The sequence below is a fragment of the Rugamonas apoptosis genome (assembly GCF_014042355.1).
In the GTDB taxonomy this organism is placed as follows: Bacteria; Pseudomonadota; Gammaproteobacteria; order Burkholderiales; family Burkholderiaceae_D; genus Rugamonas; species Rugamonas apoptosis.
Genome location: NZ_JACEZU010000002.1, coordinates 1 through 20,286 on the forward strand (window position 1 = coordinate 1; position 20,286 = coordinate 20,286).

16 protein-coding genes and 1 pseudogene are annotated in these 20,286 nt (G+C 59.3%); 4 read left to right on the plus strand and 13 right to left on the minus strand.

All coding sequences use genetic code 11. The features are described from left to right. Positions 1–200: 200 nt before the first annotated feature. The gene (locus H3H39_RS03685) at positions 201–1,694 is read right to left on the minus strand and encodes an FAD-dependent oxidoreductase (RefSeq protein ID WP_182151975.1); all 1,494 of its coding nucleotides are present in this window, start codon (positions 1,692–1,694) and stop codon (positions 201–203) included. A gap of 46 nt (positions 1,695–1,740) precedes the next feature. Here H3H39_RS03685 and H3H39_RS03690 point away from each other — a divergent pair, with 46 nt between their 5' ends. Further along, the gene (locus H3H39_RS03690) at positions 1,741–2,253 is read left to right on the plus strand and encodes a MarR family winged helix-turn-helix transcriptional regulator (RefSeq protein ID WP_182151976.1); all 513 of its coding nucleotides are present in this window, start codon (positions 1,741–1,743) and stop codon (positions 2,251–2,253) included. Positions 2,254–2,357: 104 nt separating this feature from the next. Next, positions 2,358–3,164, plus strand: a complete 807-nt coding sequence (locus H3H39_RS03695) for an amidohydrolase family protein (protein WP_182151977.1) — start codon at positions 2,358–2,360, stop codon at positions 3,162–3,164. Positions 3,165–3,497: 333 nt separating this feature from the next. On the opposite strand, the gene H3H39_RS03700 is transcribed toward H3H39_RS03695, so the two are convergent. Together H3H39_RS03700 and H3H39_RS03705 are read right to left on the minus strand one after the other, a co-directional pair. Beyond that, on the minus strand, positions 3,498–4,208 hold the full coding sequence (locus tag H3H39_RS03700; RefSeq protein WP_182151978.1) for a TetR/AcrR family transcriptional regulator: 711 nt from the start codon (positions 4,206–4,208) through the stop codon (positions 3,498–3,500). Between the two features lie 66 nt (positions 4,209–4,274). After that, entirely contained in the window at positions 4,275–4,907 is a 633-nt protein-coding gene (locus H3H39_RS03705) for a carboxymuconolactone decarboxylase family protein (RefSeq protein ID WP_220461427.1), read from the minus strand. A gap of 506 nt (positions 4,908–5,413) precedes the next feature. Between H3H39_RS03705 and H3H39_RS03710 the strand changes: the two genes are divergently transcribed. Beyond that, entirely contained in the window at positions 5,414–6,163 is a 750-nt protein-coding gene (locus H3H39_RS03710) for a helix-turn-helix domain-containing protein (protein ID WP_182151979.1), read from the plus strand. A gap of 115 nt (positions 6,164–6,278) precedes the next feature. Here H3H39_RS03710 and H3H39_RS28260 read toward each other — a convergent pair. The 10 genes and pseudogenes from H3H39_RS28260 to H3H39_RS03755 all read right to left on the minus strand — a co-directional run. Continuing rightward, positions 6,279–6,410, minus strand: a pseudogene (locus H3H39_RS28260) (LysE family translocator); the annotation flags it as partial. 64 nt (positions 6,411–6,474) lie between these two features. Next, the gene (locus H3H39_RS03715; RefSeq protein WP_182151980.1) at positions 6,475–8,910 is read right to left on the minus strand and encodes an efflux RND transporter permease subunit; all 2,436 of its coding nucleotides are present in this window, start codon (positions 8,908–8,910) and stop codon (positions 6,475–6,477) included. After that, positions 8,907–9,989, minus strand: a complete 1,083-nt coding sequence (locus H3H39_RS03720) for a WD40/YVTN/BNR-like repeat-containing protein (RefSeq protein ID WP_182151981.1) — start codon at positions 9,987–9,989, stop codon at positions 8,907–8,909. The genes H3H39_RS03715 and H3H39_RS03720 overlap by 4 nt, the downstream gene beginning before the upstream one ends. Positions 9,990–10,073: 84 nt before the next feature. Further along, a complete protein-coding gene (locus tag H3H39_RS03725) occupies positions 10,074–11,408 on the minus strand; it encodes a DUF1329 domain-containing protein (RefSeq protein WP_182151982.1) in 1,335 nt (444 codons plus the stop codon). 17 nt (positions 11,409–11,425) lie between these two features. Next, on the minus strand, positions 11,426–13,129 hold the full coding sequence (locus tag H3H39_RS03730; RefSeq protein WP_229217863.1) for a DUF1302 domain-containing protein: 1,704 nt from the start codon (positions 13,127–13,129) through the stop codon (positions 11,426–11,428). 180 nt (positions 13,130–13,309) lie between these two features. Continuing rightward, positions 13,310–13,549, minus strand: a complete 240-nt coding sequence (locus H3H39_RS28155; protein ID WP_220461428.1) for an SDR family oxidoreductase — start codon at positions 13,547–13,549, stop codon at positions 13,310–13,312. Continuing rightward, positions 13,530–14,879, minus strand: coding sequence for an MFS transporter (locus H3H39_RS03740; protein ID WP_182151984.1), 1,350 nt, complete (start codon positions 14,877–14,879; stop codon positions 13,530–13,532). The genes H3H39_RS28155 and H3H39_RS03740 overlap by 20 nt, the downstream gene beginning before the upstream one ends. 118 nt (positions 14,880–14,997) lie before the next feature. Then, complete coding sequence (locus H3H39_RS03745) at positions 14,998–15,630, minus strand: cupin domain-containing protein (protein ID WP_182151985.1); 633 nt, start codon at positions 15,628–15,630, stop codon at positions 14,998–15,000. 65 nt (positions 15,631–15,695) lie between these two features. After that, positions 15,696–17,354: a thiamine pyrophosphate-binding protein gene (locus H3H39_RS03750; RefSeq protein ID WP_182151986.1), complete on the minus strand. Its 1,659-nt coding sequence runs from the start codon at positions 17,352–17,354 to the stop codon at positions 15,696–15,698. A gap of 150 nt (positions 17,355–17,504) precedes the next feature. Further along, the gene (locus H3H39_RS03755; protein WP_182151987.1) at positions 17,505–19,016 is read right to left on the minus strand and encodes a CoA-acylating methylmalonate-semialdehyde dehydrogenase; all 1,512 of its coding nucleotides are present in this window, start codon (positions 19,014–19,016) and stop codon (positions 17,505–17,507) included. Positions 19,017–19,121: 105 nt separating this feature from the next. Between H3H39_RS03755 and H3H39_RS03760 the strand changes: the two genes are divergently transcribed. Continuing rightward, positions 19,122–20,060: a LysR family transcriptional regulator gene (locus H3H39_RS03760; RefSeq protein ID WP_182151988.1), complete on the plus strand. Its 939-nt coding sequence runs from the start codon at positions 19,122–19,124 to the stop codon at positions 20,058–20,060. The last annotated feature ends 226 nt before the right edge of the window (positions 20,061–20,286 follow it).

Below are 20,286 nucleotides of genomic sequence, written 5' to 3' on the forward strand. Positions count from 1 at the left end.
CTTCTATAACCGCCAGCGGCGTCATTCGCGCCTTGGCTACGTATCACCAGCGTCGTTTGCCGCTGATTTCAGCAAACAGGCGCTGGCGGCTTGAAACGGAAGTGTCCACTATTGACAGTACACCTCACCAGTCCGCATATGCCCACTCATTCTTGCCGCGTCCCGGAAAAGGACGCGGACTAAACTATACCGAAAAAATATCAAGCGAGTCCGACTTGTTGTAAATAGCATTCAAGCGCATCGATATCTTGGCCACCGACAGTCGCAGCGACGTAGCCGTCTGGACGTATCAGCACCCAACCTGGTGACTGCAAGGCATAGGCCGCGTCGAAGTGGCCGTCCGCATCGATAACGTCGCCGCCCGTTCCCAACACATGGATATGCAGGCCCGGACGCGCGCGCACCCCAATGAGCCCTATCTCATGGCACAGCAGCGTCCAGTGCGGTCCCTTGAACAGATCAAATAGGCGCCTGGTCTGGCCGGCCGCGCCGCGCAGCGGAGCATCCGGCGCCCGACCGCCGGCGGCAACGGCATGCCCGTAACCCTTGCCGTCCAGTGCCAGCGGCGACTCGGGATAACCAAGGTCCAGTTGGTGCACTTCGCGCCCACGCTGCATCTCGCCTCGTTTTGCGGAGTCAAGCAGCTTGGTCGCCAGGCCTAACATGCCTGCGGCAACCGGTCGACGCTCCGCTTCATAACTCTCCAACAATTCAGCCTGAGCGCCGGCGATTGCGGCAGCCAGCTTCCAGCCCAGATTGTAGGCATCCTGTACACTCGTGTTGAGCCCCTGCCCTCCGGTCGGCGGATGAATGTGGGCGGCGTCGCCGACCAAAAAAACCTGTCCCACTCTATAGCGTTCAGCGAGTCTCGCGTTCATGCCGTACGCCGAGGCCCATGCAACCGATTCAATCACGATATCACTGCGACCAGTGCGTTGCTGGACCATGGAGGTCAGGCCTGCGGCTGTCAGGTCAACCTCTCCCTCCAGCGGCACCGGTGCCTGTAGCTGGAACAAGTTAGTGCCCGAGAGCGGACACAGCGCAATTTGCCGCTCCATGGATTCTTTGTTGAACCGATGCCACACATCACGTTCCAGCCCGGTCAGCACAACATCAGCTACCACTGCACGCACGCCCAAGGTCTTACCTGGGAAATCGATACCCAGCGAATGGCGCACAAAACTGCGGCCGCCGTCCGCCCCGACCAAATACCGAGTGCGCAGCACTTGCTCTGTGCCGCCGCGGCGAAGGCTAACGGTAACGACATCGCCATCTTGCAGGAACCCAATCAGCTCACAGCCAAATTCCGGCGTATGCCCCAGTTCCCACAGTCGCTCGCGCATGACCCGTTCGGTCAGAAACTGCGGCACCATCAACGGCAGCTGATACGGCTCAGCGGGAGTTGGGGTTGCTGCTACGATAAACTCGGCGTCCGTGCTGCTCCCGTCAGCCTCATATAGGCGCTGTGGCGGATACAGCCCGCCCACGGCGACAATACGGTCAAGTATGCCTAAATCCTCGAAGACTTCCTGCGTGCGAGGCTGAATTCCTTTACCGCGCGATCCATGGAACGGTGTGTTCGCTTTCTCGATCAAGCGGAAGCTTATGCCCCGTCGAGCAAGGTCGATTGCCAGTGTAAGCCCCGCAGCACCCGCACCGCAAATCAGTACGTCTATGTCAACATTCTCTGTCATAATACCTCCGATATATGTGCAAAATGCACTTAACTGAAGGAATGATATGCCATCGAAAAAAAATGTGCAAGATGCACATATCTCAAAAAATATGAAAGCCCTGCACGGAGCTATTCTCAGCATCGTCGGCGTCATGAACCGCCCTCAAGTGGATGAAAAAATGGTGCAGGAGGCCGGCATTACGCTCGATAGCACCTTGTTCCCCCTGCTGATGGCGGTCGACCGGCTGGCGCCAGTTGGGGTTGTGGAGCTCGCCGACAATATCGGGCGCGACTACACGACAGTCAGCCGGCAGATTGCCAAATTAGAGAAATTGGGACTCATTAAGCGACAAGAAGGCGAAACGGATAAACGAGTCCGGCAAGTGTTAATGACTTCTCAAGGAAAAACGATGTGCGCTGCCGTCGAAACGGCCAGGGAGCGAATTGGCCGCGCGATTTTTACACATTGGGAGCAACGGGAATTCGACCAGCTGCTAGCATTGCTGCAAAAATTTGCCAGCGGACTTGAGGACTTTGCCATCAAGGATCTAAGCGACCATGAGAACCCTGGCAAATAGGGCCACTTTGCACCTTCAATACGGATCGTTGATCGCCGGCTGGACCGGCGCCCGCCTGAAGCACGCAGCACAGCCGTCGCACCGGTTATAACCTTGGAGGCAAGATGCACATTATTGATGCCCAAATCCATCTCTGGACCGGCACCCACGCGCCGCGTCACCATTGGCGCGCGCCGTACACCATGGAGACCGCATTAAGTGACATGAAGGCAGCCGGTATCCATCGCGCAGTCAATTGCCCTGCTGTTTGGGATACAGGTTCCAATGACTATGCAGTACAAGCAGCGCAACTGCATCCTGACCGTTTTGCCACACTCGGGTGGTTCCCGCTCGACGACGATGCCAACGAATCGCTGGTCGACCGCTGGTTGGCCAGGCCGGGCATGAAAGGTCTACGTTTCTTGCTGGCAACACCAGACAGCGTCCAACAATTGACCAACGGTGCGCTGGACTGGTTATGGTCAGCGGCACACCAACGCGAATTCCCGGTCGGCCTAATGGTGATGCCGCAGTTGCTGCCGGCAATCGGGGAGGTCGCCGCCCGCTTCCCGAATATGCGACTATTGCTGGATCATTTGTCGGTCAGTCCGTTCACAAAGTTGCCCGATGCCGCGGCACATCTCGATGCCCTGCTTGCACTCGCCCGCCACCCCAATATCGCCGTCAAGGCCACAGGCATCCCCAGCATGGCCACTGATGCTTATCCCTTTTCCAGCACCCATGCAATGCTGCGGCATACCTTCGACGCTTACGGCGCCGAACGGATGTTTTGGGGCACCGATATCACACGCCTCCACTGCAATTGGCGCGACTGCGTGACCATGTTCACCGAAGAGCTACCTTGGCTTAATGGGCGAGATCTGGAGCTGGTGATGGGCGCCGCCATCGCCAACTGGATTGGCTGGCACTGATTCTATGAGCACACTGAAATCCGCCACCACGCTGATCCGCTACGGCAACGCCGAGGCACGGCAAGCATAATTAATCGCGCGCACGGCACCGGGACGCGGGGAGATAGCGGGCCACGTGATTGTCTGCGCCGCGCTGCCGCGGGGAACGCGCTATAGCTGGGCAGTGTTTGCCACCGCCCCGCACCGGCTAGCAGCACTAGCAGAGCGCGCGGGTGGGTTGATCGCGCCGGGCGTGGCAACTTTCGCGCTGAACCAAGCAGTCAGGGCACATCGCCATGTCGAGCAACGCGGGCCCGGCCGCGCCGTATTGCTATCACCCGGCGCCTGAGCCGTTTATTTCGCCTTGGCTGCGCCGCCACGCTTGGCAGGCACCCGCGTCTTCACCCTCGGCGCGGCCAACGCGGTCTGAGGCGATGGATGCGGCACGGCGATCACGGTTTTGAGGAACCACGACAGTACCTCTTCGACGGTCTTGTCATTGATCCGCTTGGGATCGCAAAGATGGGCAAAGCACATGCCCTCGCACAACGCCATCAGACCGATCGCAATCCGGTGCGAGGGTGCTGCCGGCGGCGTCTTGGCCAGGCGGAAAAACGTCGTAACAAACTCCGTCAACCGCTCATGACGTTCCTTCAGAAACTCGCTCAGCGTCGCGCGAAACTCCGCATCGCGCACTGCGACAACTTTGGCCTCCAGCCACAACACGCTGCACATATCGTCCTGGTATAGGCGGCTGTAGTAACCAGCGATCTTTTCCTGCAATACCGCGGCGTCCACCAGTGGGGCTCCCAACAACTGCTGGAAGTCACGGTCAATATCGGCGGTTTCGCGTCGCAGCAGCTCGACAAAAAGCTCGGTCTTGTCGGTAAAATTAGAATAGAAGGCGCCACGCGAATAACCGGCTGCGGCAGTAATGTCTTCAACACTGGCAAGCGCGAAGCCTTTCTTAATAATGACAGCGTGAGCGGCCTCCAGCAGGCGCTCACGTGTTTGCTCACGACTTTGTTCGCGGTTGAGGCGTTGACGTATGGTGATGGTATTCATACGTCAATTTTAATACAATTGAATTCAGATACACCCTCACATTTGAATTGCCGTCGAATACGGATGCTAAGACATGTGCTCCCGGTCATCCAAGCCCACGGCATCGGCAGGCACGTCATAGGCCCGCAAGGTTAGCGATACGGTAGTGAAATAGCCGATGAAGGCGATCAGATCGGTTAAACCGTCGTGGCCCAAAATCTCGACGGCTCTTTGGTGCAGCCCCACCGGGATAAGCCGAGGTGCGAGCAGCGCCTGAGTAATGTTATAGATCATCTGTTGTCGTGCGTCGTCAAACGAAGTCGGTAGTCCAGCAATCAGGGCTTGCACTTTTTCCGCCGGCAGTCCTCCAAGGTATTCCGCCATCCATTCATGCTCATAGCTGGGATAGACGGCCATCCACTTGCCTGCGGTCAAATTAACGGCGATTTCGATCTCCGCCTTTGACAGGGTTGATTGGTCTTGATAGTGCACGCCCATCCGCAGCATCACCTCCGTCAGCTTCAAGTTGCGCAACCAGATCTTGTATGGGCCAGGTACCATACCACGCGCTCCTTTGACCAACTCGTAAGCGACTTTTTCCTCGCCGGTCATCTGCTCGGCAGGGTGCTCCTTGAATCGTCCAAACGTGCCGAAATGCGATGCTCTCAGTTTCTGTGCGGTTGCAATCATCTGCTTGATTTTGTCTGGTGTGGTCGCCATCCCAGTTCCTCCTCGGTTGATGTCTCGTGTCTGCGTCACTGACGGATTGGCGGGCGCTATCCGCCCGCATCGGCTGATTATTGATCGCAACGACGTCGCGGGCTTCAGGGAATTCGCCATGACTTTCGAATTCTCGGCATCAACGCATGAAAATGTGACGAGCGCGCGCAGTCAGGCGCCCGCGCAGCGCCAACTTCCCCTGCTACTTGCAAGCCGCTATTTTGGCGTACACGCCTATGTGTTATGCTCAAGCAGCAGTTACGGGCAATGATCTGGTTTTACTGTCGACGCGATGTTCGCGCACAGGTAACTGGGCAAAATTCATGAAATAACACGAGCGGTGGTGAATCATGTCGTCTCCAAGTCCAGGCGAAATCTCGCCTTCTGACCTAACCAGTATGCTTGCCACGCCTCCGCTTTTTTCAGTAGGTGGTGATGGCCACCGTAGTGCCATTGTTCAGCATTACCGACATTCACCTGGTCCCGGTGCCATGACTGTGGCGCCCTTGCGCGACAATCTCTTGGTCGTCAATCTCGGTGGTCATCTACTCATAGAAGATGCGCAGACTTCAGGGCATTGGGAGCGTCGGTGGGCCGGCAGCGGACAGATGAGTCTAATGCCCGCCGGCATGGGAGCGGCACGCGGATTCAAAGGGCATTCCGATGTATTACTTGTGCATCTGCCCGCAGACCTGGTTCACCAGACCGCGGCGGAAAGCGGACTGCAAGACGAACACGCGACGCTGGTTCCGCGCCTGGCCGTAGCTGATGAAGTCGTCGATAAACTCGGACGACTGCTGCTGCTGGCCGCGTCCGACATGGAAACCGGTGCGGCGTCGATGCTGGATGCGCTCACACGGGCCTTGGTCGTACATTTGCTGCGCAAGCATTCAGCGGCCTCGCTAGACATGCCGTTTAACCAGTCGCCATTAAGTGGAGGCAAGCTGCAACGGGTAATCGCTCACATGCAAGCGCACATGGACGAGCACCTACCCTTGAGCAGTCTGGCGGATTTAGCCGAGCTGAGTCCATCGCAGTTTGCCCGCACTTTTCGCACCGTTATGGGCAAACCACCGCACGGCTATCTGCTTGACCTGCGCATCGAACGGGCCAGACATCTGCTCGAAAAGACCGAACTGGCCATCACCGAGGTGGGCATGCAATGCGGGTTTGACCAGCCGAACCACTTCGCCACGGCGTTCAGGAAAGCGGTGGGACTCAGCCCACGCGCATGGCGGATCGCCCGCCGCACCTAAACTGAAGCGTACAAGTTGTGGCTTAGTCTGACAGCATGTGTCAGATGTTGAGCTTTCAGGTTCGACACGGAGCGCCACTCCCCTTGCAAAGAAGCGGCCATTTTGCGCCGCCTCGTCGTTGCTGGGCGGCGACCTTCAATCCGAGCGCAATCAAAATTGCGCCGAGGATTTTTCCTTGCCACTGACCGATCGACGACACGCGTTTGAGGAGTCTTCCCAACGGTCGGATCGACAAGGCGATGAGGCTCGCGCCGCAGGATCTTGCCAACATTCTCTTCGGCAGTTCATCACGAAACCCTCGTACCCGACGTTTAGGAGACGGTGTGCCGATCCCGAACTACGGGCGGCTGCGGTACCTGGTTGCCAGGTGCCGCAACCACAGTGAGTACGGCAACCGGCTTCAACAGGAAGTAAGCCAGCGCAGGCAGTAACATCAGCGCTCCCAGCATATTCCAGATGAACATAAAGGCCAGCAGCACACCCATATCGGCCTGGAATTTGATCGGCGAGCAAGCCCAGGTGACTACAGCCAGTCCCAGCGTTACACCGGTCAGCATCACCACCTTGCCGGTAAAGCGCAGCGCCTCAGCATAGGCTTTCTGCAGGCTCGCGCCGCTGCGCAACTGCGTCAACATCAAGCTGAGCACGTAGAGCGCATAGTCCACTCCAATGCCGACCCCGAGTGCGATGACCGGTAAGGTCGCGACCTTCACGCCGATGCCCATCCAGACCATTAGCGCCTCACACAGCATCGACGTCAATGCCAGCGGCAAGATGGCGACCGCCACAGCCCGCCACGATCGGAAGGTTACAAAGCACAGCAGCGTGACGGCACCGTAGACCCAGAACAGCATGTCCCGTGAAGCCTTTCGGACGACAACATTGGTGGCAGCTTCAATCCCGGCGTTCCCGGCGGCGAGCAGGAACTGTAACTCGGGCCTGCCGTTCGCGGCGGCGTAGCGTTCGACAGTGCCAACCGCAGCGCCAAGCGTGTCGGCCTTGTGATCTTTCAAGAAAACGAACAACGGCAACAGGCTACAGCTTTGGTTTAGCAACTCACGCGGCGCGCGTGTGGTGACCGCGTTGAGCATGTCTTGGTTGGGCAGCAGTTCGTGCCACGCAAAATGGCCTTCATTCATACCGACGATCACGCGCTTGCTCAGTTTGGCCAGCGACATGGTGCTTTCGACACCGGTCAACTGCTGCAACTCCGCCTCAAGGCGGTCAATCGGCGCCAACACCTCGTACCGCGAACATTGATTTTCCGGGGTCTTAATCATGACCACCAAAACGTCGGAGCTGGTGGCGTAATTCGCGGCGACAAACGCATTGTCGCGGTTATAGCGGGAATCGGCGCGCAGTTCCGGCGCGCCCGGATCAAGGTCGCCAACCTGCAAGTTTCGGCTGACCAGGAAGCTGGCGACGGCCAATAGGCCCGCCAGGAGGACAGTGGCCGTCGCCCAGCGGCGTCCGGCGAACCGCACCAGCAGGCGTTCGATGCGCGACTGACGCGTCTCCGCCGCCAGGCTGCGCGCTGCCGCGGCCTGATTCACGCCGCTAAAACTCAACAATACAGGAAGCAAAACCAGATTCGTGAACACCAGCACCACCACGCCAAGGCCGGCCGTAATCGCCAGGTCCTGAATAACCTTGATTTGAATCGTCATCAAGACGGCAAAGCCAACAGCATCACACGCCAGCGCGGTCAGGCCGGCCAGGAACAAGCGACGGAAAGTGTAGCGAGCCGCCACCAAGCGGTGCGTACCCCGGCCAATATCCTGCATAATGCCGTTCATTTTCTGCGCACCATGGCTCATGCCTATGGCGAACACCAGAAACGGCACCAACATCGAATACGGATCCAGCGCGTAACCGAGCAACGGCAACAAGCCCAGTTGCCACACTACCGCCGCGAGCGAGCAGCACACTACCAACAGCGTGCTGCGAACGCAGCGTGTGTACCAAAACACCGTTATCGACGAAATCAAGATAGCCAGCACAAAAAATCCCGCCACAACCCTGGCGCCATCGATCAGGTCGCCCACCAACTTGGCGAAACCGGTGATGTGAATGTCAATGTCGCCGCTATGGTATTTCGCACGCAGCACCTCCAGCCGACTAGCCAATTCGGCATAGTTCAGCTTTCCTCCAGTGCGCGGATCGGTCTCCAGCAACGGCACTTGCAACACGCTGGAGCGATAATTCGCGGCGACCAGTTGGCCAATCTCACCGGACCGCTCAACGTTGGCGCGCACACGCGCGACACCGTCGGCGCCACCGTCATAGTTGTCAGGCATAACAGGGCCACCATCGAGGCCATCCTCGGTGACCGCAATCCAGCGCGTATTGGGCGTCCATAGCGACTTCATGAAAGCCCGGTCCACCCCTGGCATCAGCAATACTTCATCGTTCAGCTGGCGCAACTGTTCCAGATAGCGCGGTTCAAAGATCGTGGCGTGTTTTGTCTCCACGGTAATCGTCACCCGGTTACCGAGGCCCTTGAGATCGTCACGGTGCGCGAGGAAATTGGCGATGTAGGGATGATGTACCGGTATCATGCTCTCGAAACTGGCGTTCATGCGCAGTTTCGGTAATTGCCATGCCAGCGCCAGCGTCATCAAGACGAAGAAGGTAACGACCCAGCCCCGATGGTTGAACAGCACGCGCTCCGTCCGCCCACCGGAGCGGCGGTCGAAGTGGACGAGCTCACGCACGACGGGAAAATTCTGGTCTGACTGACTCTTCATTTAGTTATCTCATTTCCAGTTGCTGAGGCAGTCGGTCTGCCAGGTTCGACACGCGAGATACCGCGCATACTCGCCAGCACCCATGCGCCGCCGGCGCTGCGTGCCATGGACGTGTACGGCGCCAGCGCAATGCCGGGTACGGATTGAAGGATTTGGCCGGTACCACCGATCACGAATAGTTGCCCCGCTTGGTTGACAAAGGCAGCCTCGGTTGCCGACAGGTCGAACGCCGCGCTGAACGATGCTTGCGACGGCGCTTCGATCTTCGACCATGCCGCGCCGTGGTCGACGCTGCGATATAAACTGCCGCGCAAGCCATACAGATAGAGCTCGCCGCCAGACAGGGAGACCATTCCGAAATAGCTGCCTTTGTACGGTCCTGGCACGCGGCTGAATTGCTGTCCACCATCGGTCGAGCGCAGTAGCAAGCCTTGCTCGCCCGCGATAAACAAGGTGGCGCCATCGCGCGCCATGCCATACAGGTGCAATCCCTGAGGGTTGTCGACGTGTTCCATCCACGGCGTCCAATGGGCGCCGCCATCGCTGGTATGGAATATCAGACCATAGGCGCCAACGGCAAAACCAGTGCGCTGGTCCACGAACAGCATGTCGAAGAACGGTTTATCCGCGCCATCCAGTATCAGTTGGCGGGCCGCGGCGGCTTGCTGGCGCAACGCGGGATCCGTACTGTCCGCAACGTACTTCGTCGCCGCCAGCTGCGCGGCCTGTAGTCCGTCAAGCTGCCGGCCCCAGCTTTGGCCGCCATCGTCCGTATGCAGGATGACGCCGCCATGGCCGACCGCCCAGCCGACACGTGGCGATACGAACAGAGCCTTCGTCAGTGTGACACTGACCGGCCCCATCGCTTGGGTCCAACGCCGTCCATCGTCATCCGAATACAAGATGAGTCCACGCTCGCCGACCGCGACCAGCCGGTTACCGGCCAAGACCACGCTCAACAGCACCGACTGCTCTGGCTTGGCCGCCTTCGGCGCCGGACGCTGCCACGCGCCGGCTGCGGCGCGCGCGGCGCAGCAAAGGGTAAGCAATGCCAGCACCAATGCAGCGCGCCGCAGCATCCCTGTAGTTCCACTTATCATGATATGACTTCCGTTCTGGTGCGCCCGCCGCTTCACTTGCTCGTAGCGCAGCGCACCGCGAGGTTAACGAGCACCGGCCCCTGCCATGGTCTCGGGCGTGAAAAAGGTCTCAGGCCGCTTGGCAACACTCTTGAACGGTTCGACCATCGTGGCATTGCTGGCATAGCTTCCGTCGAGCATGTTGTATTGGACCTCACCTGACCAGCCCTGCGCCGGATCACCTGCGGCAAATGGCACATTTTCCGAATAGCGCCACAACCGTCCTTGGGCGTCATAGCCTTCCGCCAACATCACACCCCAGGTATCCTCGTCCAGATAGAAGCGGCGTTTCTGATACACATGACGCTTTCCAGGCGCCAGTGTCGCTTCCACCACCCACACACGATGTAGTTCCCAACGGGCGATATCCGGGCTGATAAAACGTGGTGTGAGCACTTGGGCTTCCTGCGCGGCAAACTGCTTATTGCGGTTATATGGAATGTAGATTTCTCTTTTTCCGAGCAACTTCCAGTCGTAGCGATCAAGCGCACCGTTGAACATGAACACTTCGTCAAAGTTGAAGGTGCCTGACGCAACGAAACTAGGCGTGTCGTAGCCGATGCTGGGCGCCCTGCGAACGCGGCGCTGGCCCACCAGGTATTGCCACGATTGGCGCCCGGTGCCGACCTGGTCGAGCGAGTCCTTGCTCAACACCTGCTCGCCAGCCTTGAATGCGGGGGCGACTTGCGTGGTGCGCATCAGGTTGAAAAATCCATCAAATTTGCCGGCGCTGCCATCCCGGTCGTAGTACGGTAACTGGCGCTCAGTGATCGCTTCACTTGCCATGACCCGCTTGCCGTCCGGGTTGACCATCCAGACACGTACATGTGTGCGGTAGGCTTCGCCGACGTAGGCCAGCAGATGGTTCCACATCGCTTCAGTTCCCGTCTTGGGAATCGGAAAAGGAATACCGCCATAGACGTTCGAGATCGACAGTCCACCTTGTGCACTATGAGCCGCCGTCGCGTTGCGGAAGGTGTTGTCATACACCCACTGGGGCGCCCCCCCGGTGCGCTGGGTCTTAAACACGTCCATGCGGTAATCAGGATATTTCCTGAACATCGCCAACGTACCCTCAGCAAGATTGTTCTGATATTGCGCCAGGTTTGCGGCGGTGATACTCAAAATGGGTTTGTCAGCAAACAGCGCCGCCGTGACTTCGCCCGACTTGGGTACCTTAGTCCATCCGCCATCCCAGGCCGGAATGCTGCCGTTAGCATTGCCCGCCTTTTCGGCGCCTAAGGGCGTCAGCGTGGTCTTGAGTTTGGCCGCCTCGTCGGCCGATACGCCCGCGCGCGCCAGGCCACCTGTCGTCAACAGCGCGGCCGCCATGGCCACGCACGAAATATCTTTCAACATGATCTATCCTCGTATTTTCAAAATGTGCGCTGCGCGCTGAATGCAATGAAATTGCGGTCCGCCAGGGTCTGGCCGAAAGTATTGGCAGTGCCGGAAGGTGAACTCGCCTGCATCGTCAGCGGCCGTGGACCACCGGTAAAGGACACGTAGTTCAAGCCAAATTTCCACTGTTTCTGATAGTCGGCGCTAATGCCGACCGTGACATCGCCGCCATGTTCAACGCTAAACTGGGGGATGACTGACGAGCGCCCCGACACGCCATAGCCGACGTTCAGCGGAATGGTCAGATCGACGCCGGACCAGACCTGGTAATAGACCGGCTCAAAGCCGATACGCACAGCGCTGGCGTCGCGGGTGCTGTTCGGATCCACCAGTCCTGCTTGACGCGTGACGCTCAGACGACGATTCCAAGCCAGCTCGGCGATCAGCGAACCGCCCTGCCACCAGGCCGTCCGTGACAGCGCATAGATGGCTGAGACCTGCATATGCGCGGTATTTCCAACCGGGTACAAGGTGTCGCCATGGTTGGCAATGACCTGTCCCGGCAACACCGGCACCGCGGCGACGACCAAGGGCATGTCGCGCCGCAACGACGCCTCACCGGCAAAGTTCAGCTCGCCGGTGGTGGTACTGAAGCTGGCACCAACAGTCTTGATTCCTTCAGGGTAGACCAGCGAATAGGTCCCCACCTGACCGGTTCGCGGATTGAATGCGGACGGGTCAACCACGCCTATGCCGGCAAGCACGGCCGGGCGCACGTGGACGATGGGATTCTTGGCGCTCGAACGGGTGGCGTACAGACCGAACTCCGCGTCAAGCATGGTCGGCTGCCAGCGCAACTGGGCACCGAATTGCCCTGAGTTCGAAGCCTCGACGTCTGCCGTGCGCAACAATACCTGCCCGCCGCCGCCGGGCACAAGCGGTGCCCCGCGCAGGAAGCGCGCTCCGCCGTCATCCAGGAAGTCGCTCACGGACAAGAAGCTGCCGGCCGCAGGCAGGCGATTCTTGCGCCATTCGAACTGATAGTAGGCCCCCACGCTCAGGTCCGGTCGCACCTGCACCTGGGTCGACAACTGGTTGACTGGCCTGATAATCTCCTTGACCTGGGACGACGGCACCTGCAGGGCCTTGATGACATCGACCGGCCCTTGCGTGCCGGCGATGCCATTGCTGCCGAAGTAGACGCTCTCTCCATACAGCAAAGCGTGCCGTCCCAGACGGAAACTCGCCAATTTGCTGTTCCCTAAATCAGCTTGTCCAAAAACGAACGCATCCAGTACCTCGCCACGCCGTCCGAGTAGCGATGCCGTTCCGGGCGCGAACACATTGGCCGGTAATGCATTAGCGGTTGCCGGTGAGTCGTTACGATTCTCACGCCGATACAGGCCATCGTACCAGGCCGCGCCGCTCACCCGCGCACCGAAACTCTTATAAGATACATCCAGTTCCGATAGCAGATCGACGCGGTTGGACACGAGTCCTTTGCGGAAATTCAGGTTGCCATCGTCTCCATTTGAATTACGCGCCCCGATGGTCTCGGTGGCCGGATCCTTGGTGCGATAGGCCGCGCTGTATTTCACGGTATTGTCCCACCGAATTTTTACATCGCCACCGGTATCAAATTCGGCAGCCTGCGCCGTCCCGGCGAGCAGCGAGGCGTAGGCCATGCAAATCGAAGTCAAACGGGGGGAAGTCTTGCGTGGTGCTATGCCGGTGTTCATTATTTTTGTCTCCTTATTATTCATTTCATATAGATGACAGTTCGCCCGCGTTAAGGCAGCAGCTTGAGGCGGGCAACGTGCCGTCCACAGCTCGGGCCGAACGCAAACCCAGCCGCCGGTGGGGACCGGGTGCCGATGAACGCATCGAACCGAGATTTTGCGGATCAGTCTGGGACGGCGTCAGTACAGTCCCGATGTGCTACCGCCGTCCACAACAATTGCGGTGCCTGGAATATGCCGCGCCGTCTGCGAGCTCAAAAATACAGCGAGCGCGGCAATATCTTCCGGCTGACCAAGGCGATGAAGTCTTTCACGCGCCATTTGTGCATGACGCGCTTCTTCGTGACGACGACCACTTTCCCTGCGAATTGCTGAGATATGGTTTTCCTCTCTGGTCCAGTTACCGCGAAGCGCGGTCACGTTGCAGCTTCGCATCACTCACCATGCCTTCCGCGCTGCTTTCACGACCGGTCTCCGGCCCGAAGCCGACGGCCACCAATCCGAGGATGAACGCGCTGGCGATGGCAATCCCTACCGCATTGAACCCATAGGTGCTGGACGCGGCGGACACCGTCAGGGGACCGATTGCGGTAAACACCCTTGCGATGTTCCACGTAAATCCTTGGCCCGTGGCACGCAAATGCAGAGGATAAAGCTCCGTCAAATAGATGGAGACGATGCCGAAGGCGCCCAACGCAAAGTAACCGAAGCCGAACATCCCCAGACGGAACAGCGGCACCGTATCAACAGCGGTGTAGAGGAACATCGACACCAGCCACGCGCCGCCACAGTAGAAGGCGAACACGGCACGCCGCGACACACGCGGCTTCAGCCACACCAGCACCAGCGTCGAAACAAAGCCCAGCGCGGCGCCAGCATTCATCGCCATGAACAGGATGCCGGTCTGACGGGTCAGTTCAGTCGAGCTGAGACCTAGGACCAAGGCTTGCAGCAGCGAGGGAAACAGCACCGCCCCACCCCAACTGCCTATCATCACGGCGGCGGCAACCAGCGAGCCAACGACCGTCCTGCGTCGCAGCGAGCTGCCGAAGATGTCGGAAAGCGAGCCCATCCTGGGCCCCTTATGCTGGAGCGCCGCCTCGTGCGAACGTTTCCACTCCGCAGATTCCGGCGTCACAAAGCGCAAGCCAAGGCTGACGATCGCTGGTACGGCACCCACCGCGAGTATCCAGCGCCACCCCAGATCAAACATGACTATCGCCAACATGGCGGCGGCAATCTGCCCGACCACGGCGGCAGCCGCCATCACTTGCACGGCCTTAGCGCGATGCCGTTTCGGCCAGCTCTCAACCACCAGCGCAGCGCCGGCGGCCCACTCACCACCAAGGCCGATACCGGCAATCATCTGCAAAGCCAGAAGTTGCTGCCAGTTTTGCGCCAACGCGCTGGCTGCTGTGAACAGCGAGTAAATCAGCATCGTGGCTAGCATGACCCGCGCCCGTCCAAAACGGTCTGCCAGCACGCCAAAATAAATCCCTCCCAGGCCAATGCCGAGCAGCTTTGCGCCAACAATGAGGCCGCCTATCCGCATCAGATCATGAGCCGAGGGTCCCATCAGATCGCGCAGTGCAGGCAACATGATCATCGTGAACAAATGCATGTCCATGGCGTCGAACATCCAGCCAAAAAAGGCCGATGCCAACACAATCCATGCTCCGGCGCTGATACCGGAAGGCTCAGGCAGCGGCGATCCACGTCGCACGTGTAAAGGGATAGTTCTCGCTAACATGCTCTTGTCTCCTTGCGGCCTTTTTCAGGCTCGCATAATTTCTCTTTTTGCTGCAGTACTCGATTGCTGGCCGGTACCCGGCATGGCGCACCACACCGGCCAGCAGATCAGTTGCGAACTAGGAAGCGTGGGTTTCAGCGGCGCCGGCCAGGACCTCGGTCAGTTCTGGCTGATACGCGCCCGAGATCAGGACAAACATCACCGTAGCCGGCGCATCTGACCGGTTTTGCCACGCGTGGTTGGTGCCGCACTGCACCAGTACATCGCCTGCACGCAATACGACCTCCGCCTCGTCCAGCACCAGGGTCAGTTCACCCGAAAGGACCATCACGTAGTCGATGGTCTCGGTACGATGCATCAGCGCGTCTTTTGCGGAAGCGCTGCCAGTATGCCCAGCGGAATTCCCCAGCGCCTTGAACGCTTGCGACGCCGCCGACGCGTCCATATTGCTGGTAGTCTGGTGGGTCGGTGGAACCTGACTGACGCGGATCACCGTCCCGCCCTGCGTTGGCAGTTGTCGGCGCGGGCCGTCGGTGGTTTCCGCGGTCTGCACGGCAATCGACACCGGGCTTTCAAAGGTGCGGAACATGTCGTAGGATACATACCCTGGCAGCGCGGGCGTCGAAAACGCCAGCGGCGGCGGTCCGTCCGACAGCACCACAGACTTGCCATTCTTGTCGTGGCCGGTCACTACGCGGCGTGCGACGAATCCTGCAGCGGCTGCAGCCTGAGAAGGTCGTTGTTCGCTCATTATTGCTCCCTAAATATTGTAGATAGACGGTGCGTCCTGCCGACGTGGCGAGGACGCGGCGGTGATTAGCGGTCCTGGGTCCATGGAATGGGGACGATGGCGGACGGATCCGTACGAACATCGATCAGTGCTGGCCGACCCGACGCCAGCGCGTCCTCGAACGCACGCTTAAAGTCTGAGGCGCGCTCAACCCGATAGGCTTTCGCACCAAACGTCTCGGCGACCGCCGCGAAATCCACCGGCCCGAATTTCCAGTTCTTCTCGAGCGCCGCGTTCTCGTCCCACAAGACCCGTTCCTGGTTAAAGCCCTGATTGTTATTCACTACCGTAACGGTATTGATACCGTAGCGAACGGCAGTCTCCAACTCTGCCAAGTGGTAATAGAAAGCGCCATCGCCAGTGAAGCACACGACCGGACGATCGGGATTGGCACATTTCGCACCCAGCGACGCCGGGAATGCCCAACCCAGCGATCCCGCTGCGCGTATCAGCGACTGGCCAGGCCGGTCGAGATAGATATTGCGCGCGGCCCACCCGGCCGCGTGCCCGGTATCGACCGCCACCAGCGCACCGTCAGGCAGCGCTTCGGACAGCATCGCGCAAAGGCGCTCCGGCCTGATCAGCGCAAGGTCCGAGGTTTCGTACTCGGCGGCGGACTGCTGCCACTGTTGGCGCAAGGCCACGATGCGCTGCAACCATGCAGAGTTGCCGACAGGACCAGCCAGCTCGGCACCAAGTTGTTCCAGCACCGCCGCCGGATCGCCCACCAGCCCGACAATCAAGGGATAGTTGCGGCCCAGCTCACGCGGGTCAATATCGATCTGCACCGCCGGCACGCCAGGCGCAGGCACCGACCATTGACGAGTGGCCATGCTGCCGGTGCTGGAACCGACGAACAGCACGAAGTCGGCTTCGGAGATTGCGATATTGGCAGTGTCGCGCGAATAGTCGCCGGCCACACCGACGTACAAGGCGTCGCTTTCAGGGATAGCGGCCTTGGCATCGAGCGACGTTGCAACCGGAATTTTTGCCATGCGTGCGAAGTTCAGCAGTGCCGTTTGCGCACGAGACGCACGGATGCCGGAACCAGCCATGATGATGGGACGCCTCGCCTTCCGCAGCGCGGCAGCGGCGGTGCGGATATCCTCCATCGGTGCTTGTGGACGTACCGGAGGGCAGGCACCGTAACGTGGTTCCGGCGGCATCACCGGCTCGAATTCCTCCATCAGCACGCCGCCCCAGAAGCCTCCCAGCTCCAGATGCACCGGCCCCGGCGAACCGGTAGTTGCCATGCGTACGGCCTGTTGAAACAGGTCCGGCAAGCGCTGAACCTTGTCAATCCGCGCGCTGAACTTGGTCAAGCCAGCGTAGATTGAACGCTGGTCGATTTCCTGGTAAAAGTTGCGTTCCCGAGTGTCCGGCGTGCTGCCGCCGCTGACGGCCAGCACCGGAGATTTCGCCATCAATGCATCCAGCAACCCTGATGCGAGATTGGCCGCGCCTATCGCCTGCGACGCGCAGACGCCAATGCGGCCGGACTCGCGGGCATAGCCGTCGGCCATGTAGGCCGCAGCCTTCTCCGAATGCGTGACAACGGACTTCACGCCGATCGCTGTCATTTCCTTGATTCCGGGTGGGATGATCATCGGCACGTTGAAGAAATGGTCGACGCCATATGCCTTCAGTGTTTCCGCAAAAACCCGATTTCCCGTCTTGTTTCCCATAATGTCTCCGTCTGATAAGGGTACGTGCATGGCGAGCATCAGTTACGCCGAGGGCTGGCGGACCGAGCTCGCATGCAACGATTATGGGACGGACTGCTACAGTGATCTTTCGGAAAAATGCTTGGACTTTCGATTTCTCGGCATTGAGACTTACTTAGCGGTAGGCATATCGAACTGGGCGCCGCGTTCGATGCTTTCCGGCCAACGTTGCATGATCGACTTTTGCTTGGTGTAGAAACGCACCCCCTCTTCACCATACGCGTGCGTATCGCCAAACAGGCTGCTCTTCCAACCACCGAAGCCATGCCAGGCCATCGGCACGGGAATCGGCACATTGATGCCAACCATGCCGACTTCCACCCGGCGTCCAAACTCCCGGGCGACATGACCATCGCGCGTAAAACATGTGACGCCATTACCGAATTCGTGTGCATTGATCAAGTCGATCGCGGCTGACAGATCGTGGACCCGCACGCACGACAGTACGGGCCCGAAGATTTCTTCCTTGCAGATACGCATCTCCGGCGTGACGTGATCGAACAATGTGCCGCCAGTGAAAAATCCCTGTTCATGGCCGGCCACTGTCAGACCACGTCCATCGACCACCAGCGTCGCCCCTTCCGCCACGCCAATGTCGACATAGCCCTCGATGCGTTCGAGCGCCTGGCGGCTGATGATCGGCCCCATTTCCACGTCGGTGTGCATGCCGTTGCCCACCACCAGGGCCCGCACGCGTTCCGCCAGGCGCGGCACCAGCCGTTCCCCGACGTCACCCACGAGCACGGCGACAGAGATTGCCATGCACCGTTCGCCGGCCGAACCGTAAGCAGCGCCCATCAGCGCATCAATGACCTTTTCAATGTCAGCGTCGGGCATGACCACCATATGATTCTTGGCGCCGCCCAGCGCTTGCACGCGCTTGCCGTCGCGCGCGCCGGTTTCGTAGATGTGGCGCGCGATCGGCGTGGAACCGACAAAACTGACGGCCTTGACTTCCGGATGCCACAGCAGCGCATCGACTACTTCTTTGTCGCCCTGCACCACATTGAAGACGCCATCCGGCAAGCCCGCCTGCTGGAAAAGCCCGGCCATGAACAACGATGCGGAAGGATCGCGCTCGCTCGGTTTCAGGATGAACGTATTGCCTGCGGCAATGGCAACCGGGAACATCCAGCAAGGCACCATGCACGGAAAGTTAAACGGCGTGATGCCAGCAACCACACCCAGCGGCTGGCGCGTGGTCCAGTTGTCGATGCCGGTGGAGACCTGCTCCGTGTAGTCTCCTTTCAGTAACTGCGGGATGCCGCATGCAAATTCGATGATATCGATGCCGCGCGCCACCTCGCCTTGCGCATCGCTGAACACTTTGCCGTGTTCGGCGGTGATAATCGCCGCCAGCTCGTCCTTATGCCGGTTCATCAGCTCCAGGAAACGGAACATTACGCGCGCGCGGCGAATCGGCGGCACCTCGCGCCATGTGGAAAATGCGACTTGGGCAGCGGAAACCGCGGCGTTCACATCGCTCGTATCTCCCAGATGCAAGGTACGCGTCGGCGTGCCGATAGCGGGGTTGAAGACCGGCTGGGTGCGCACACCATTGCCGGCGACACGCCGTCCACCGATGAAATGTCCGACGTCGCTTGGGTCGATAAAATTGTGCATCAAGTTCTCCTCACTAGTTATTGGTGAGGCGAGTATAGGCAAGCACGAGAGCGCCGAAAATACGCTAAGATTGAAATCATCGTTTACATTTTTAAACAATCCTTCATGAGTAACGCAAACATTGAGCGCTTGTGGTCGCACCTGCACTGGCTCACTGTGCTGGCCGCGCAAGGCAGTTATACCGGGGCGGCACGAAGACTCAACGTCAGCAAGGCCGCTGTCAGCCTGCGCATCGCCGAACTTGAACGCGCGGCAGGCGTGGCACTGGTCCAGCGCACCACCAGAAGCATTCGCTTGACCGAGACCGGGCAGCGACTGGTCGCCGAAACACGCGACCATTACGAACTGATCGCACAGAGCTTCGCGGGCGTTCGGGACAGTGCGGAAGCAGTACAAGGGTTAATCAAAGTGACCGCGCCAGTGGCGTTCGCCCGGCAACAACTCGTTCCGCGGCTGTCTGGTTTCTTGCGGTGCTATCCGCAGGTCTCGGTACAGCTTGATGTGTCCGACCGGCTGGTCTCGCTTGCGACCGAGGGATTCGATTTAGCGATTCGCCATACCGCGATTGCACCAGACACGCATGTCGCGTGGACACTATGCGAGAGCGCCACGCTGCTTGTCGCTAGTCCTGAGTATTTGCGGGAGCGTGGTACGCCAGCGTCTCCATTGGAACTTGGCAATCACGATTGCCTGTACTACCCGCGCGAGCATGGCAAGCCGAGTTGGACGTTTGCAGCAGCGGACCTGACGCCCACGGCGCCAGAACAGATAGTTGTGCTGATTTCAGCGCCTTTTTGCGCAAACAACAGCGAGGCGCTGCGCGATGCCGCGCTTGACCATCTGGGCATCGCCCTGCTGCCGGATTTTACGGCGGCGTCTTCACTCCGCAGTGGCAAGCTGGTACAAGTGCTTCCCGACTGGCGCCCGCTCGGCGCCTTTGCCAGCCAACTGCTGGCGATACGCCCCTATGCCCCCCACGTACCACGCGCTGTCAGCGCGTTCATCGCCTATCTGCAAGCAGAATTCTCCAACGGCTTCCTGTAGCACTTCGCGGGATCAGCACTACAGAGGTCGTACTGTCGGGGCCATCACAGTTTGCGCAGCTATCAAAAGGGGTTCCCGAGTCTGCACGCGGCTTTGCTCGCGCCTGAGATATTCGCGTTAGTTCGCGCTATTTTTTACTATTAAGGACACAGTAGATTTCAAATACATCATTGCATTTGGATTTCATGTTGAACTACAATGCAAAAGAAATCCCCATCCTTTGAAA

Bases quoted from the DNA above. Each gene is read 5' to 3' on its own strand.
- H3H39_RS03685 (WP_182151975.1), bottom strand. From the start codon at position 1,694: ATGACAGAGAATGTTGACATAGACGTACTGATTTGCGGTGCGGGTGCT.
- H3H39_RS03690 (WP_182151976.1), top strand. From the start codon at position 1,741: ATGCCATCGAAAAAAAATGTGCAAGATGCACATATCTCAAAAAATATG.
- H3H39_RS03695 (WP_182151977.1), top strand. From the start codon at position 2,358: ATGCACATTATTGATGCCCAAATCCATCTCTGGACCGGCACCCACGCG.
- H3H39_RS03700 (WP_182151978.1), bottom strand. From the start codon at position 4,208: ATGAATACCATCACCATACGTCAACGCCTCAACCGCGAACAAAGTCGT.
- H3H39_RS03705 (WP_220461427.1), bottom strand. From the start codon at position 4,907: ATGGCGACCACACCAGACAAAATCAAGCAGATGATTGCAACCGCACAG.
- H3H39_RS03715 (WP_182151980.1), bottom strand. From the start codon at position 8,910: ATGAAGAGTCAGTCAGACCAGAATTTTCCCGTCGTGCGTGAGCTCGTC.
- H3H39_RS03720 (WP_182151981.1), bottom strand. From the start codon at position 9,989: ATGCTGCGGCGCGCTGCATTGGTGCTGGCATTGCTTACCCTTTGCTGC.
- H3H39_RS03725 (WP_182151982.1), bottom strand. From the start codon at position 11,408: ATGTTGAAAGATATTTCGTGCGTGGCCATGGCGGCCGCGCTGTTGACG.
- H3H39_RS03730 (WP_229217863.1), bottom strand. From the start codon at position 13,129: ATGAACACCGGCATAGCACCACGCAAGACTTCCCCCCGTTTGACTTCG.
- H3H39_RS03740 (WP_182151984.1), bottom strand. From the start codon at position 14,879: ATGTTAGCGAGAACTATCCCTTTACACGTGCGACGTGGATCGCCGCTG.
- H3H39_RS03745 (WP_182151985.1), bottom strand. From the start codon at position 15,630: ATGAGCGAACAACGACCTTCTCAGGCTGCAGCCGCTGCAGGATTCGTC.
- H3H39_RS03750 (WP_182151986.1), bottom strand. From the start codon at position 17,354: ATGGGAAACAAGACGGGAAATCGGGTTTTTGCGGAAACACTGAAGGCA.
- H3H39_RS03755 (WP_182151987.1), bottom strand. From the start codon at position 19,016: ATGCACAATTTTATCGACCCAAGCGACGTCGGACATTTCATCGGTGGA.
- H3H39_RS03760 (WP_182151988.1), top strand. From the start codon at position 19,122: ATGAGTAACGCAAACATTGAGCGCTTGTGGTCGCACCTGCACTGGCTC.